Source organism: Ralstonia sp. PBBBR1 (genome assembly GCF_002256165.1).
GTDB classification, from domain to species: Bacteria; Pseudomonadota; Gammaproteobacteria; order Burkholderiales; family Burkholderiaceae; genus Ralstonia; species Ralstonia thomasii.
This window is the reverse complement of record NZ_NKIL01000014.1, coordinates 65564-82146: the sequence shown is the minus strand read 5'-3', so window position 1 is coordinate 82146 and position 16583 is coordinate 65564. Positions and strand designations below refer to the sequence as shown.

Sequence of the window (16583 nt, the reverse complement as noted above, 5' to 3'; positions counted from 1 at the left end):
ATGAGTTTAATGTCGAAATGTAGGGTCGATCAGGGTGATGCGCCCTGAGTTAGGACGCGGTGATGGGGCAAGCCCCCGGCGAAAAAGGCCAGAGAGCCGTCCGCCGTTGCTTGCCGGCTGAGTGCAGCCATTCGCCGAGAAGTGGTTCCTGAACGCCGTGGAGACAGGCGACTCGCGTACCCGACATCCGAGTTCCGTGACGCGTAGCCCGAGAGCCGACCGCGCAGAAGAAGCGCGGCTGCGGGATGTGCGTTACCCATTGTTCGTTAGGCCATCACTTGCTTGGAAACATCGTGAAACATCCTGGTCGTCATGCGCAAACGACAGCGCGCCCACACCTGTCCGTCGTCGGGCGTTCCAAACGAGCGCCTCTTGTCATTGCCGCCTGCTGCGCTGTGCTGCTCGCAGGCTGCCACCACAGCGAAACCCTGGTCAGCGCGCCCAAGCCGGTCGTTGCGCTGACGCTGCACCCGGACGGCAACGCCGTCGCCAACACACTGCCGGGGCAGGTGCAGGCGCGGTACTCCACGCCGCTGTCGTTCCGTGTTGCCGGCAAAGTGGTCGAGCGCCGCGTGCGCATCGGCGATACCGTCAAGCAAGGTCAGGTGCTGGCGATGCTCGACCAGGCGGATCTGCGCAACGACCTCGCCAATGCACGGGCGCAACTGGAAGCCGCTGAACACCGGCTCGTCTTCGCCAAGCAACAACTCGACCGCGACCGCGCGCAATCGCAGGCGAACCTGATTGCGCCGGCGCAGATGGAGCAGACGCAGGACGCCTACGCATCCGCGCTTGCGCAACGCGATTCCGCGCGGGCACAGGCCGCACTCGTTGGCGATCGCCTGCGCTACGCAACGCTGGTGGCCGACCACGATGGCGTCATCACCTCGGAAGATGCGGACACCGGCCAGAATGTCCAGGCGGGTCAATCGATCTATCACCTCGATTGGACGGGTGACGTCGACATCGTTTGCGATGCACCGGAGAGCGCGCTGTCCTCGCTGACCGTCGGAAGCAAGGCTCGCGTGAGCCTCCCCGCCGCGCCTTCGCAAAGCTTCGAGGCGCGCGTGCGCGAGGTATCGCCCACGGCCGATCCGCAAAGCCGTACGTGGCGCGTCAAGCTGTCGCTCGTGGCGCCAAACGCAGCGGTGCGCATGGGCATGACCGCCAATATCGCTTTCGATGCCACGGGCGAGGCGGGAGCCTCGCGCCCGTTCAAGCTGCCCGTCACCGCACTCTTTCACCGTGGCGAAGAGCCTGCGGTCTGGGTGGTGCGCGCGAACACAGATACCTTGGAATTGCGCCCCGTCACCATCGCGCGTTACGACGAGCGCAGCGTGCTGGTCGCTTCCGGCTTGCACGATGGTGATCGCGTAGTGATGCAGGGCGTGCACGCCGTCAACGCCGGTCAACACGTACAAGTAGTTGCCCCGCTGCACCCTGAGGACTTTGCATCATGAGCGCCGATGATCGCGAAACCGTGCGAGGCACGGCCCCGGTTACGGCGTCTGCATCTCAGGCGGACGAGGGCGGCTTCAACTTGTCGGCCTGGGCCCTACGCCACCAGCAGCTTGTGATCTTCCTGATCGGCCTGGCGACGCTTTTTGGCGTCATTGGCTACACGCATCTTGCTCAGTCTGAAGATCCGCCGTTCACCTTCCGGACAATGGTGATCCAGACATACTGGCCGGGTGCAACTGCGCGCGAAGTCCAGGAGCAAATTACCGACCGCATCGGGCGCCAGCTTCAGGCTGCACCGTATGTCGACAACATCAAGAGCTATTCGCGCCCCGGCGAGTCGATGATCTTCTTCGCCATGAAGGACGCCGCCCCAGTCAAGGACGTGCCGGAGACCTGGTATCAGGTGCGAAAGAAAGTGGGCGACATCCGTGCAACGTTGCCCAAGGGCACGGTCGGGCCGTTCTTCAACGATGAGTTCGGTGATGTCTACACCAACATCTATGCGCTCGAAGGCGACGGCTTCTCGCCGGCACAACTGCATGACTATGCAGACAAGCTGCGCACCGTCCTGCTGCGCGTGCCGGGCGTCGCCAAGGTGGACTACTTCGGTGATCCGGCCGAGCACGTCTTCATCGAAATCTCCAATGCGCAACTGACCCGGCTCGCCATCACGCCGCAGCAGATCGCACAGGCCATCGACGCACAGAACACCGTGGCACCGGTCGGCACGATCACGACCGCCGATGACCGCGTATTCGTACGACCGACCGGCGCGTTCAAGGATGTGCAGGCGCTGTCCGACATGTTGATCACCGTGAACAAGCGGACCTTCCGGCTGGGCGATATCGCCAAGATCACCCGCGGCTATGACGACCCGCCCGTGACGCAGATGCGCACCAACGGCCGTGCAGTGCTTGGCATTGGCGTGACGATGCAGAAGGGCGGCGATGTGATCGACCTCGGCAAAGCCCTCGACGCCACGGCGGGCGAACTGCAGGCGACGCTGCCGGCAGGGCTGAAGCTGTCTGCGGTTTCCAGCATGCCGCATGCCGTCAAGCACTCGGTGGACGAGTTCGTGAGGTCGGTTGGTGAAGCCGTGGCGATTGTTCTGGTGGTCAGCCTTGTGTCGTTGGGCCTGCGCACCGGCATGGTGGTAGTGATCTCCATCCCGATCGTGCTGGCCATCACGGCGCTGTGCATGCACATGTTCGGTATTGGTTTGGACAAGGTTTCGCTAGGCACACTCGTGCTTGCACTCGGCTTGCTTGTTGATGACGCGATCATTGCCGTCGAGATGATGGCCGTGAAGCTGGAGCAGGGATGGAGCCGCTTGCGCGCCGCTGCTTTCGCCTACTCGAGCACGGCATTCCCGATGTTGACTGGCACGCTGGTGACGGTGTCCGGCTTCCTCCCGATCGCGCTGGCCAAGTCGAGCACGGGCGAGTACACGCGCTCGATCTTCGAGGTGTCGGCCATCTCGCTGATCGTTTCGTGGTTTGCTGCCGTGGTCCTGGTACCGCTGCTGGGCTATCACATGCTGCCCGAGCACAAGAACGGCGCTTCTGAACATGGCCATGACCACGATATCTACAACACCGGCTTTTATCAGCGCCTGTCGGGGTGGATCTCGTTCTGCATCGGGCGCCGATGGGCGGTCCTGGGTGTGACTGCCTTGCTGTTTGCGCTGGCCATGGCAGCTTTCACCCTTGTGCCCCAGCAGTTCTTCCCGAACTCGGAACGGCCCGAACTGCTGGTGGACCTTCGCTTGCCGGAAGGGGCGTCGTTTGACGCCACGCTGCGCGAGGCAAAACGTCTGGAGAAAGCCCTGGATGGCCGAAAAGAGATCGAACACTTTGTCGATTACGTCGGCACCGGCGCCCCGCGCTTCTATCTGCCGCTGGACCAGCAGCTTCAGCAGCCGAACTTCGCCCAGTTCGTGATCACGGCCAAGAACGTTGAAGAACGCGATGCGCTCTCGCGCTGGCTCAGCGCCACGCTTGAGAAGGATTTCTCCGGCGTTCGCACCCGTGTGGCCCAACTCGAGAACGGCCCGCCCGTGGGCTTCCCGATCAAGTTCCGTGTGAGCGGCGACAACATTGCCACCGTGCGCAACATCGCTGACAAGGTGGCCGAGAAGGTCCGTGCGGATGCGCGCACCCAGAACGTGCAGTTCGACTGGGATGAACCGGCAGAACGTTCGATGTCGTTCGAGATCGACCAGATCAAGGCGCGCCAACTTGGGGTGACGTCGGAGGATGTCTCCAACTTCCTCGCCATGACGCTGTCCGGCTACACGGTCACGCAGTATCGCGAACGTGACAAGCTGATCAACGTCGATCTGCGTGCACCGAAGACGGAACGTGTCGACCCCGCCAAGCTCGCCGGCCTGGCCATGCCGACGCCCAACGGCCCGGTTCCGCTCGGTGCGATTGGGCATGTGCAGAACAAGCTCGAGTACGGCGTGATCTGGGAACGCGATCGCCAGCCGACCATCACGGTGCAGGCAGACGTGCGCGGCAACGCGCAGGGCATCGGCGTGACGCGTGACGTCGATCAGGCCCTGGCCGCAGAACGCGCCAAGCTGCCGGTGGGCTATCGCATCCAGATTGGCGGCGCGGTGGAAGAGAGCGTGAAGGGCCAGACGTCGATCAATGCCGAGATGCCCCTGATGATCATTGCCGTGCTGACGCTGCTGATGATCCAGCTCAAGAGCTTCTCGCGCACGTTCATTGTCGTGTTGACCGCTCCGCTGGGGCTGATTGGCGTGGTGACGGCGCTGCTGCTGTTCGGCAAGCCATTCGGGTTCGTGGCGCTGCTCGGGGTGATCGCCATGTTCGGGATCATCATGCGCAACTCCGTGATTCTGGTGGACCAGATCGACCAGGACATCGCGGCGGGCCAAAAGCGCTTCGACGCCATCATCGGCGCAACGGTGCGGCGCTTCCGGCCCATCATGTTGACGGCCGCTGCCGCCGTGCTGGCGCTGATCCCGCTGCTGCGCTCGGGCTTCTTCGGGCCGATGGCCACCGCGCTGATGGGAGGTATCACCATCGCCACGGTCCTGACCATCTTTTTCCTGCCGGCGCTGTATGCCGCGTGTTTCAAGGTGCGCCCGGACGAACGGGAAGTGCCTCCGGCCGGCACTGCAGCCCTGGAGAATTGATCATGAAACGCTCTCGTATGACGTATGCGCTTGCGGCGACGTCGGTGCTCGCTCTCACGGCGTGTTCCCTGGCGCCTACCGCCGTGCCGCCTGCCACGCCGTCGCCGGACCATTACGGCATGACCTCGCAGCCCGCCAAGACGGTGGAAGCGGCTGGCCTTGCCCAGCAGTTTGATGTGGGCGCCGCGCCGGTGCCGCAATGGTGGAAGCTCTATCGCTCCGATGCGCTGAACGCGTTGGTGGAAGAAGGACTGCGCAATAACCCCACGCTGGCTGCAACGCAGAAGACCTTGTCCGCCGCCCAGGAGGAACTGCGTGCACAGGTGGGGGCGTCAACATTGCCGTCCCTGGACGCTGGGGCGCAAGCCGCACGCCAGCGCACGCCAAACTTCACGGGCGTGGGCCCCGAAGCGCTGCGCTACAACGTGTTTGTTGGCCAGTTGCAGGCGCATTACACCTTCGACCTGTTCGGTGCCACGCGCTATGCCAATGCCGCGAGCGCGGCGCGGGTAGATGTGCGTGGCTGCGAACTGGAGGCAGCACGGCGTGCCCTCGCGGCGAATATTGTCGGCGCCGTGATCAACGCGGCCGCGCTGGACCAGCAGATCGCCTTGACCGAACGTCTTGTTGTCGTGGCAGACGCGACGGCGCGAGATAGCCAGCGGCGGTACGAGCTGGGGGCGCTCTCGCATGTGCAGGCGCTGGCATCGACGCAGAGCGCCGCATCGCTGGCGGCGACGCTGCCGCAGTTGCGCCAACAGCGTGCGGTGTCGATCCACGCGTTGGCCGTGTTGCTGGGCCGCACACCGGATGCAGCGCCGGCGGTACCCGAGTTCAGCAGCCTTTCGCTGCCGAACCAGGTGCCTGTGGCCGTACCCTCGGATCTGCTCCGTGCCCGGCCCGATATCCGCGCCGCCGCTGCTGCGGTCAGGGCAGCGTCTGCAGACGCAGGCGAGGCCACCGCACAGCTTTTCCCGAGCCTGTCACTCACAGCCTCGCTTGGTCGGGGTGGGTTGAGCTGGCCTGCGCTGCTGTCGGGGGCGGGCGGCTTGTGGGCCGTGGGCGCCGGGCTGAGTCAGCCGATCTTCCACGGCGGCGCTTTGATGGCGCACCGCCGCGCCACGCTCGAGCTGTATGACGCAACGGTACTGCAGTACAAGTCTGCGGTCTTGTCGGCATTTGAAAACGTTGCCGACACGCTCGCCGCGCTGGAGAACGATGCACAGACGCTCGCTTCAGCAGAAGTCGCTTCGACGGCTGCGCGTACGGCCTTCAACGAGACCGCCTCGCGCCGCCGCTTGGGCGCGCTGCCCGCATCTGCCGAGCAGTCGAGCGAGCTGCAGTACCTGAACGCGCAACTCGACACCGTGCGTGCGACCAGCCGGCGCATGAGCGACACGGCTGCCTTGCTGCAGGCCATGGGTGAACTGCCCGCAAACACTGTCCAGACGATCGCCAAGGACTGACATTGCCTTTGGATGGGCTCGGCCTCCACGCGACTCGCGTGGAGTGCCGTGCTTCGCCCGCAATGCCGATTGGCTCCGTCCACGCCCATGGAATCCACCCACCTGATTGCCTGCCATGAGTGCGACCGCGTGTTTCGGCGGCCGCCGCCGTTGGAAGGCTTGAACGTCCGATGCTCGCGTTGTGCGAGCGACCTGAGTAGCGCCCATCTCGCCCGGCCGACCCTCGACAACGCAGCTGTGATGGCGGTGGCTGCGCTCATTACGCTGGTGATCGCGCAGTGCTTCCCGATCATTGCCCTCAAGGCCCAGGGGATGACGTCGCAAGCCACGTTGTTTGACGCGGTGTCCTCACTTTGGGCGGGGCACATGGGCGTCGTGGCTGCGGTCGTGTTTTTCACCACCACGCCTTTTCCCTCGATGGAATTGCTCGCGTTGCTTTACGTGTTGCTTCCGTTGCGCGCGGGCAGTGTGCCGCCCGGATTTCGCCTCGTCATCCGCTTTCTCCAATGGCTTCGCCCTTGGGGAATGATCGAAGTGTTCATGCTCGGCGTGCTGGTCACGACGGTCAAGATGATCAGCCTCGCGCGCGTGATTCCCGGTGCAGGCCTGTTTGCATTCGGCGCGTTGACGGTGCTGCTGGCGCTGGTTTCGCGCTTCGATCCGCACAGGCTCTGGCATGCGTGCGACGAGATTGAGGGTGGGGATGGCGCAGCGCCGTCTGGCGAACTGCGAACTGGCTGGTCGTTGAAAGAACCGGTCGTGGCGGACTCGCTCAAGGCCGTCTCCGCAAAGCAGGCGGGGCTGGTGGTCTGCCACACGTGCGGCAGCGTGCAACAGCGGGATGGCGTCGGGTCGCATCCGCAGTGCCGTCGTTGCCATACGGCCCTGCACGAACGCCGCCCGGCCAGCGTTTCGCGGACTGCCGCATTGCTCCTGGCTGCCGCGCTGCTGTACATCCCGGCCAACCTGCTACCGGTGATGCACAGCACCTCACTCGGGCGCTCGGAAGACGACACGATCCTGAGCGGGGTGGCGTACTTCTGGACCTCCGGCGACTGGGGCCTCGCTGCGGTCGTCTTTATTGCAAGCGTGGTGGTGCCGATGCTCAAGCTCGCCATTCTTGCGGTGCTGGTATTCGCAGCACGCCGGCGCTCGACATGGCGTCCGCACGAGAGGACACGGCTTTATCGCCTCGTCGAACGCATCGGCAGGTGGTCGATGCTCGATGTGTTCGTGGTGGCGCTCACGGTTGCACTGGTGCACTTCGGCTCCTTCGCTGTCATCACCGCGGGCCCGGGGGCACTGGCTTTTGGCGCTGTGGTGATCCTGACGATGATCGCCTCCATGCAATTCGACCCCCGGCTTATCTGGGATCCGATCCCCGACGAAGCACCCGCGCACGACGATTCCTGAGCGGGTCTCGCGCACACCGTCCGTCCGCCTTCTCTTCCTTGTAAGCAATGCGTCCTATCGATCTACCTCTTCCCGAAATCACGCCTCCACGGCGTTGGCTTCCTTCCATTGTGTGGCTCGTGCCCCTGATCGCGGCGTTGATCGGGCTTGCGCTGGTTGCCAAGACCATCGCCGAGAAAGGCCCTGTCGTGACCGTCACCTTTTCCAATGCCGAGGGCCTTGAGGCAGGCAAGACCAAAGTGAAGTACAAGGACGTCGAGATCGGCACGATACAAGCCATCTCGCTCACCCCGGATCTGAAACGCGTGACGGTGAAGATCCAACTGGCGCGCGAAGCCGAGCGCTTTGCGGCCAGGGACACCCGGTTTTGGGTGGTCCGACCGCGTGTGGGCGCGAGCGGCATATCCGGGCTGGGCACGTTGCTTTCCGGCGCGTATATCGGCGTGGATATTGGGCATTCCAAAGACAGCCAGACCCAGTTCGTGGGGCTGGAGAGTCCGCCTTCCGTCACCACGGATCAGCAGGGACGCCAGTTCTCGCTGCACGGCGATTCGCTCGGTTCCGTCGATATCGGCGCGCCGGTCTTCTATCGCCATCTGCAAGTGGGGCAAGTGGTGGGCTTTGCGTTGGACAAGCAGGGCGGGGGCGTGCAGGTGAAAGTCTTCGTCAACGCACCCTACGACAAATACGTCGGGACCAACACGCGCTGGTGGCATGCCAGTGGGGTCGACCTCCGGCTCGATTCCAGCGGCCTGAAGCTGAATACGCAGTCGCTGGCCACCGTCATGGTCGGCGGGCTGGCGTTTCAGTCGCCGCAGGGCCAGGCGGATGGGCCACCGCCGCCCGACAGCACCGTGTTTCAGTTGGCGTCCGATGAAGCGGATGCGATGCGCGAGCCCGACGGTGCGCCGCTGACTGTGGTCATGCGATTCAACCAGTCGCTGCGCGGCCTGTCTGTCGGCGCACCTGTGGATTTGCGCGGCATTGCATTGGGCAACGTCACCGACATCGGCATCGAGTACGACGAGGCGGCGAAAACGTTCAGCATGCGTGTTGTGATGGCGCTGTATCCGTCGCGGCTCAGCCGGCGCAGCAACACCTCGCTTCCTGCGCCCGACACGCCGGGCGGTCATCAAATGCTGCAGCACTTGGTCATGCAGGGGCTGCGTGGGCAGCTTCGCATGGGCAACCTGCTGACGGGTCAGTTGTACGTTGCGCTCGACATGTTCCCCAAGGCACCGCGTGCGACGGTCGATGTCCATCGGTCGCCGGTGGAGTTGCCGACGGTTCCGAACTCGCTTGATGAATTGCAGGTGCAGCTTGCCGACATCGCGAAGAAGCTCAACCAGGTGCCGTTCGACAAGATCGGCAGCAACCTGAACGGCGCGCTCGAAAATGCAAACCGCCTATTCGGTCATCTGGATACCGAAGTGGTGCCTCAGGCGCGGGACACACTGGCGTCTGCACAGCAGACCTTCAACGCAGCGCAGGCAACCTTGCGGCAGGATTCCCCGCTCCAGTCGGATGTGCACGAGGCGATGCAGGAACTGACGCGCACGCTTCAATCGCTCAATGCGCTGACGGACTATCTGGAACGCCATCCGGAATCGCTGCTGTTTGGCAAGAAAGGAGATGCGCGGTGATGGTGTCGTGGCTCCCAATTTGCCGCACCCTTGCTGGCGTGGTTGCCTGCGCAGCGCTCGCGGCATGCAGCTCGCCGCCGGCGCGCTTTCATAGCTTGCTCGGTGCCGATGCCGATGCCGATGCCGATGCCGATGCCGATGGCGTTGCGGTGTCCGCACCAGCACAGGCACCTGTGCGAACGTATCTCGTCGATGTGGTGGCGGTACGTGTTCCGCCGTCGGTGGCGGGCAGGCGGCTGGTCGTCCAGGCCGGTTCAGGCCAGGTCGATGTCCTGGAAATGGACCGCTGGGCTTCGCCCGTGGCTGATGAGATTCGTGCGGCGCTGTCGTCCGGGCTGGCGTTGCAGATCCGCGCGATGGACCTGCACGGCCTTCCATACGATGGGAGACGGCCCGTCTACCGCGTGGCCGTGGATGTACAGCGGTTTGATGCTTGGCGCGGCTCGCACGTCCTGATCGATGCTGTCTGGACGATGCGCACCGCGGATGATCGACAACTGCTGACGTGCCGCAGCGTCGTCCAGGAGGTCGTATCCGCCGGTATTGACGGCGTGGTAGAGGGCCATCGGCGCGCGCTGAAGGCGCTGGCTTCGCAGATGGCCGAGGCGCTGCTGGCATACGCCGCCGCACCGGCAGACGTGGCGCGACCGATGCCAGGTTGCCTGGATTCGGCGACCAGTACCGTCGGCAAGTAAGGGGGGTCGCCTAGACGCCCGCGCTGCAACGCGGGCGCTCAGGTCAGCTTGCGCTGTCGGCTGTCTCTACAACGGGCAGCGGTCGGGCGGCCACTTTTTCGGCTTCAGCGCGCTTGAGCCCCAGCGTCTGGAGCAGCGCCGCTGCCGTGCGTTCGGGGAAATGCTCCCCCGAGAAACCCAGCTCTTTGACGATATTCGCGGCCGGCGCATCGGGCGCCAGAAAGTTGAGTTCAGCCGAGACGGCGGTTAGCACAGTGCCGCCGACCGACAGGAATCCGATAAACGGATCCGCCACGACAAACCGCTTTGCCGCGATGCCGCGCTCGATATCGCGCAGCAGGCGCTGGCCGAGGCCGTGCGTCAGCACGCGCGCTGAGAAGCCCTCCCGAATGAGGAAGCGCCCCCACACAGGCTCGCGCCTCGCCCGGACCAACGTATGCCGCACCGATACCGAAATGATTTCGGCCGGGTCGGATAACCCTTCCGTCAGCTTGTCGAGCGAATCGGCGAACTCTTCAAACACTGCGCTCACCAGCGCAGCGTAGATGGCTTCCTTCGATTCGAAGTGGTTGTAGAACGACCCGAAACCAACGTCCGCCGCCTCGGTAATTTCGTTGATGGCCACGCCCTCCATGCCCCGATCAGCCATGAGCCGGAGTGCGGCATCCAGCAGCCGTGCGCGTGTTTCCCGCTTACGCCGTGCGCCACGGGGCTCCCGCTCGTCGGCGGCCGGCGCCGCAGGGGTAGGCGTCTTCGCAACGGAGCGCTTCGGAGTTCGGCGAGTCTCGGTGGTGGCCATGATGGTCTGGTGGTCCTTGTCGTGGCCGGAATTATAGATTCGAATGTCGATATTGACAAAATCATCAGGCATGACTTTAATGTCAAAAAAAGGCGGAAGAAGCCTGACTGAGGCGTAGACAAAGAAACGGAGTAGCGGTGGAGACAAAAGCACATGCGCGTGCCAGTTCACGCGTCGCGGATGGCGCATGCCCTCAGGGGGCAGGTGAGTTGCCATCTCAGATAGACATCCTTGTCGTGGGGCTTGGCCCCGTCGGGGCCATGGTGGCCAATCTGCTGGCGCGTCATGGCGTGAGCGTGTTGGCGATCGACAAGGCCCCCGACATCTATATGGCCCCGCGTGCCATTGCGCTGGATAACGAAGCCTTGCGGATCCTGCAACAGGCAGGCATCAGCGAAGGTGATTTCGAAACGGTGGCCATTCCCCACGTCCGGATGCATTCGCCCTGGCTGGGCGAATTCGGGCGTGTCAACACGCTGGGCAGCCTGGATGGCCATCCGAAGCTCGTCACGTTCTATCAGCCCGATCTGGAGCGCTGTCTGCGCGCACGCCTGGCAGCGCACGGTGATGTGCATGTCGCGCTCGGCACCACGCTGCTCAGCATCACGAATCAGCCGGATGGCGTACTGGCTTCGCTGGATATCGGGTGCGGGCAGGTACACCGGGTCCGCGCTCGCTACCTGGTGGGTGCAGACGGGGCGAGTTCGCTCGTGCGCCACCTGATCGGGCAGGAATTCCGGGGCACGACGTACGCGGAGGATTGGCTCATTGTCGATGCGCGTCATGTCCCCAAGCCGATCGACCATGTTGAATTTCTCTGCGACCACCGGCGCCCCACGCCGCACATGGTCGCCCCAGGCGCGCGCGAGCGTTGGGAGTTCATGCTCCAGCCAGGCGAGAGCCGCGACGACATGGAATCGGACAGCCGTATTCGCGAGCTGCTGGCACCGTGGACGGACGTTGACAGCATCACGATCGAACGCAAGGCGGTCTATCGCTTTCATGCCAGAACCGTCGACCGGTTCAGCGTTGGCCGGGTGTTCCTCGTTGGTGATGCGGCGCACATCACCCCGCCGTTTGTTGGCCAAGGGCTGGTCGCAGGACTGCGGGACGCCGCCAACCTGAGCTGGAAGCTGGCCTGGGTGCTGCAAGGACGGGCCGATGCGCAGATTCTAGACACCTACGACGAGGAGCGCCGCCCGCACGCGAAAGCCATGATCAATCTCGCGCGGTTCATGGGCAAGCTGGTGATGCCGCGCAGTGCGCCCATCGCGCTGTTGACGCACGGCTTGATGCGCTTGACGCGGCTGGTGCCGGGCCTGCGTTCGCAATTCGAGGAGTTGCGCATCAAGCCGAAGAACGCGTTCAAGACCGGACTGTTCGTCAAAGGATGCTCGTCCACCAAGCTGATGCGCGGTGGAGTGATCCCGCAGGGCTGGGTCAGGAACGCGGAGGGCCACATGTGCCTGAGCGACGACGTGCTCGGCCACGGATACACGCTCATCGGTTTCGGCTGCGACGCCCGCGCCGCGCTGGAGCCCGCAACGGCAGCGGCATTCGAACGCCTGGGCGGTACGTTCGTTCGGATCGCGCATCGGGGGCAGCCTCTGCGCCGTGGGGTACCCGGCGTTTGGGAAGACCTCACCGGCACGTTCCTTCCCGACGCGGTGCCCGTGGGCTGGGCGGCCGTTGTGCGCCCGGATCGCACGGTCGTCCATGACGGGCCAGCCGCCGAGGTAGACCGCCTCGTTCACGAGAGCCTGGCGCTGCTCGGCGGCCGAGCTGAGCCCGTGCCCGCGACTGCCGCCGCCGTTCAATCCGCCTGAGTGTCTTGCCATGAAACTCACCACAGCACAGCCTGCACGCCATCCGCAGCCGACGACCAAGGCGTTGGCGCTCGCCTACCTGATGTTCGATCGGCCCGATCTCGAGCGCGCCGAGCGATTCCTCAATGACTTTGGTCTCGTGACGGTGCAGCGCGGCGAGGCGACATTGCTCTTGCGCGGCACCGGCCCGGCGCCGTTCTGCTATGTCGTGCGCAAGGCGCCAAAGGCCGCGTTTGCCGGCTTCGGGTTGCAGGTCGCCGGACGCGCAGCCCTGGATGCCCTGTCAAAGCTGCCCGGAGCCTCGACCGTGGAGCCGTTGGATTGGCCGGGTGGTGGCTATCGCGTGCGACTCGTTGATCCGTCCGGCTTCCGCGTCGATGCCATTGCGGATCAGGCACCGACAACCGAGTTGCCGCACCGTTCAGCGTTGTCGCTCAACTCGGTGGACGCCCCTTTGCGCATCAACGAAACGCAGCGGCCGCCCGTGGGTACACCCGAGGTGATTCGCCTGGGGCATGTCGTTCTGGAGCTTGCCGACTTTCAGGCCACCTGCGCCTGGTACACGCAGCACTTCGGTTTCATACCGAGCGACGTGCAGGTGTTGCCGGACGGCTCGCCTGCGGTCGCATTCATGCGGCTCGATTTGGGCGACACGCCGGCCGACCACCACACGCTCGCGCTGGCTCAGGGTTTTGTGTCGAAGTACAGCCACAGCGCCTTCGAACTGATCGATGCCGATGCCGTCGGCATGGGGCATCGCATGCTGCGCGAGCAGGGGTGGAAGCACGCCTGGGGGTTGGGGCGGCACATTCTCGGAAGCCAGATTTTCGATTACTGGCAAGACCCGTGGGGCGAGAAGCACGAGCACTACTGCGACGGTGACCTGTTCACCGCAGATCAGCCGACCGGCATTCACCCGGTCAGCCGCGAGGCCATGTCGCAGTGGGGGCAGTCGATGCCCGCCAGCTTCACCAAGCCGAAGCTGACACCGGCGGCCATTGCGGCCCTCATCCGTAACCTGCGGCGCAGCCCCGACCTGACGCTGCGCAAGCTGGTCACGCTCGCCCGGATCTTTGCCTGAGGCAGCGCAAGCGCCCTCCGCCGTCACCCATCCAACGCATCTTTTGTCATGTCCATCAATATCGTTCGCTTTGAATACCAGGATCAGACCCAATGGGGCGTGATCCGCGATACACGCATTACGCCCGTGCCTGGCACCTATGCCACGACCGGTGACTTCGTTCGCAATACAACCCCGGCCCAGCTTGCCGCGCTGGATGGTGAAGCGATCGCGGTGTCTGCCGTGAAGCTCCTGTCTCCGGTCACGCGCAATCAGCAGTTCATCTGCCAGGGCGCGAACTACCGCCAGCACATGATCGAGTCGGGCATGGACCCCGACGTGAAGACATACAACATGATCTTCACCAAGGCATCGAGTTGCATCGTCGCGGCCGACAGCGACGTGATCAAACCGAAGCGCGTGCAGTTTCTCGATTACGAGATCGAGCTTGGCCTGGTGATGCGCCAGGTAATTCACGGGCCAGTCGACGTGACAGACGACAACCTGCACGAATACGTGGCGGGCGCCGTGATCGTGAACGACTATTCCGCGCGCGACGTCCAGATCCCCCAGATGCAGTTCTACAAGGGCAAGTCGTTCCGTACGTTCGGGCCGGTGGGCCCGTGGCTCACGCTGCTGGAACCGCGCGAGATCTCTGCGCTCAGGAGCCTGCAGCTCAAGCTGACCGTCAACGACACGCTGCGGCAGAACGACACGACAGCCAACCTCGTCTACGGCCCGGCCGAGACGCTGACCGAGCTGTCCCGCGTGCACGACCTGGAAGCGGGCGATTTGCTGGCCACCGGCACACCCGCAGGCTGCGCGCTGTCCGTGCCGTCACCAACCAAGCAGAAGATGGCCGCGATGCTGCCTGAGAAGGCGAAGTGGGAGATGTTCCTGAAAGTGCAGGCGGCGCGCCCTCAATACCTGAAGCCGGGCGACGTGGTGGAAGCACGCATCCACTCGTCGGACGGACGGATCGATCTGGGCATGCAGCGCAATCACATCGTTGCCGAGGAGTGAGCGCCATGTCCGGTTTTTCCAGCCTGCAAGACGTGGAAGCCGTGGAAGGGCTGGGTCTTCCGCCCGATCTTCCGCAGAGCACATACGAAATGATCCGTCGCGGCGCCAGCGTGAATCCGGAGGCGCCGGCATTGAGCTTCTTTCTGAGCGTCAATGACCACCGCACTCCGCAGACGTGGAGCTACGCGGCGCTTCTTGAACGCATCACGCAGACGGCAAATTTCTTCGACAGCATCGGCGTCAAGAAAGACAGCGTGATTGCGTTTGTGCTGCCCAACCTGCCGGAAACGCATTTCGTGATCTGGGGCGGGCAGGCGGCCGGCATCGTCGCGGCGTTCAATCCGCTGCTCGAAGGGCCCGCGCTGGCCGAACTGCTCAATGCTGCCGGTGCGTCAGTGCTGGTCACACTCGCGCCGTTTCCCGGCACCGATACCTGGGTCAAGCTGCAGCCGCACTTGCCCGCCATCAAGAGCCTGCGGCACCTGGTGCTGGTCAACCTGGCCGACCGTGTGCATGCCGCGGCGCAATGTGCCGTGCAGATACAAAAGAACGAGGCGCTGCGATTGCTCGGTCCGCAAGGCGTGCATGGCGCAGTCCCGGTGTCGGTGCGCATCCACGATTTCAACAGCGCCATCCAGGCGCAGCGTGGTGATGGCCTGAACAGCCGGCGGCACATTGCCGCACAGGATGCGTCTTCGTACTTCTGTACGGGTGGCACCACCGGCTTGCCGAAGATTGCGATGCGTACCCACGGTAATGAAGTCGCAAACGCGTGGAGCACGGCGCAGGTGCTGGGCGAGGGCATCGGCCCCGGCAAGGTGGTGTTTTGCGGCTTGCCGTTGTTCCACGTCAATGGCGTTCTGGTGACCGGGCTGCTGCCGTTTTCCAGAGGCGCGCATGTCGTGCTTGGCACGCCGCAGGGCTATCGCGGCGATGGCGTGATCCAGCGCTTCTGGGAGATCGTCGAGCACCATCGCGTGAACTTCTTCAGCGGCGTGCCGACGCTCTACGCTTCGCTGCTGCAGGTGCCCGTTGGGGAGCGGGATGTGCGATCGCTCGAATACGGCCTCTGCGGCGCCGCGCCCATGCCGGTCGAAGTCTTTCGCCGCTTCCAGGAGCAGACGGGCATCAAGATTCTCGAAGGCTATGGGCTGACGGAAGCAACCTGCGTGAGCAGCGTCAACCCGCCGATGGGCGAGCGCCGCCTTGGCTCCATCGGCCTGCGCGTGCCCATGCAGCAGATGAAGACCGTCGTGCTGGACGAGGGCGGTGCATACCTGCGCGATTGCGTTGTAGACGAGGTGGGCGTGTTGGTGGTGTCTGGCCCCAACGTCTTTTCGGGCTACCGCCAGGCCGGGCAGAACGAGGGGCTCTGGGTCGATACGGGCGATGGATGGCGGTGGCTCAATACCGGCGACCTGGCGCGGCAGGATGAACAGGGCTACTTCTGGCTCACGGGCCGCAAGAAGGAACTGATTATCCGCGGCGGTCACAACATCGATCCGCTCACCATCGAAGCGCCGCTGCATCGCCACCCTGCGGTGCAGATTGCCGCCGCCGTCGGGCGCCCGGATGTGCATGCGGGCGAGCTGCCGGTTGCCTACGTGCAACTGCGTGCCGGTGCGTCCGCCACGGAAGCCGATCTGCTGGCCTTCCTGAAGGCGGAAATTGCCGAACGTGCGGCGTTGCCCCGGCAGGTCAACATCATTGAAACGATGCCTTTGACCGCCGTGGGCAAGATCTTCAAGCCCGCACTCAGGCACCGTGAAACGCGTGAAGCCCTGTCCGCAGCACTCAAGGATGCGGGTATCGCCTTTGAGGCTCTGGAAGTGGCGGAAGACAAATCCAGAGGGCTTGTGGCGTCGGTCAGGCTCGACGCCAGCGCATCGATTGCCGTCGCGCGTGAAGTGCTTGGCCGCTTTCCATTTCCCTTTTCCGTCAATTGATTGAAGTGCCGGTGAAGCAGCGTCCTGGCTGATCCGGCTGAAGGAGGAATTCCTCGCCTGCGCACCGTCGCGTGAGCAGGCGAAGTGC

At 64.1% G+C, this 16583-nt stretch carries 11 protein-coding genes; 10 read left to right on the top strand and 1 reads right to left on the bottom strand.

The genetic code is table 11. The features are described from left to right. The first annotated feature begins 293 nt into the window (after positions 1–293). The 6 genes from CFE42_RS21450 (at position 294) to CFE42_RS21425 (ending at position 9841) form a co-directional block, all read left to right on the top strand. Positions 294–1460 (top strand): efflux RND transporter periplasmic adaptor subunit, encoded by a 1167-nt coding sequence (locus CFE42_RS21450; RefSeq protein WP_037044792.1) that lies wholly within the window; start codon positions 294–296, stop codon positions 1458–1460. Next, complete coding sequence (locus CFE42_RS21445; protein ID WP_004634934.1) at positions 1457–4624, top strand: efflux RND transporter permease subunit; 3168 nt, start codon at positions 1457–1459, stop codon at positions 4622–4624. The genes CFE42_RS21450 and CFE42_RS21445 overlap by 4 nt, the downstream gene beginning before the upstream one ends. Before the next feature lie 2 nt (positions 4625–4626). Then, positions 4627–6090, top strand: coding sequence for an efflux transporter outer membrane subunit (locus CFE42_RS21440; protein WP_004634933.1), 1464 nt, complete (start codon positions 4627–4629; stop codon positions 6088–6090). 87 nt (positions 6091–6177) lie between these two features. Then, positions 6178–7503, top strand: a complete 1326-nt coding sequence (locus tag CFE42_RS21435; protein WP_004634930.1) for a paraquat-inducible protein A — start codon at positions 6178–6180, stop codon at positions 7501–7503. Positions 7504–7550: 47 nt separating this feature from the next. Then, positions 7551–9146 (top strand): MlaD family protein, encoded by a 1596-nt coding sequence (locus CFE42_RS21430; protein ID WP_004634928.1) that lies wholly within the window; start codon positions 7551–7553, stop codon positions 9144–9146. Beyond that, positions 9146–9841 (top strand): PqiC family protein, encoded by a 696-nt coding sequence (locus CFE42_RS21425; RefSeq protein ID WP_004634926.1) that lies wholly within the window; start codon positions 9146–9148, stop codon positions 9839–9841. The genes CFE42_RS21430 and CFE42_RS21425 overlap by 1 nt, the downstream gene beginning before the upstream one ends. Positions 9842–9884: 43 nt before the next feature. On the opposite strand, the gene CFE42_RS21420 is transcribed toward CFE42_RS21425, so the two are convergent. Further along, entirely contained in the window at positions 9885–10640 is a 756-nt protein-coding gene (locus CFE42_RS21420) for a TetR/AcrR family transcriptional regulator (RefSeq protein WP_024974128.1), read from the bottom strand. Positions 10641–10849: 209 nt separating this feature from the next. On the opposite strand from CFE42_RS21420, the gene CFE42_RS21415 reads away from it, so the two are divergent. Genes CFE42_RS21415 through CFE42_RS21400 form a run of 4 tightly spaced genes read left to right on the top strand, consistent with a single transcriptional unit; the run spans position 10850 to position 16495 of the window. Next, positions 10850–12466 carry a bifunctional 3-(3-hydroxy-phenyl)propionate/3-hydroxycinnamic acid hydroxylase gene (locus tag CFE42_RS21415; protein WP_052035698.1) on the top strand — a complete coding sequence of 539 codons (1617 nt, stop codon included), beginning with the start codon at positions 10850–10852 and terminating at the stop codon, positions 12464–12466. 10 nt (positions 12467–12476) lie between these two features. Further along, positions 12477–13547 carry a VOC family protein gene (locus CFE42_RS21410; protein ID WP_004634920.1) on the top strand — a complete coding sequence of 357 codons (1071 nt, stop codon included), beginning with the start codon at positions 12477–12479 and terminating at the stop codon, positions 13545–13547. 48 nt (positions 13548–13595) lie between these two features. Next, complete coding sequence (locus CFE42_RS21405; protein WP_004634919.1) at positions 13596–14549, top strand: fumarylacetoacetate hydrolase family protein; 954 nt, start codon at positions 13596–13598, stop codon at positions 14547–14549. 5 nt (positions 14550–14554) lie between these two features. Continuing rightward, complete coding sequence (locus tag CFE42_RS21400) at positions 14555–16495, top strand: acyl-CoA synthetase (RefSeq protein WP_004634918.1); 1941 nt, start codon at positions 14555–14557, stop codon at positions 16493–16495. Positions 16496–16583: the final 88 nt, after the last annotated feature.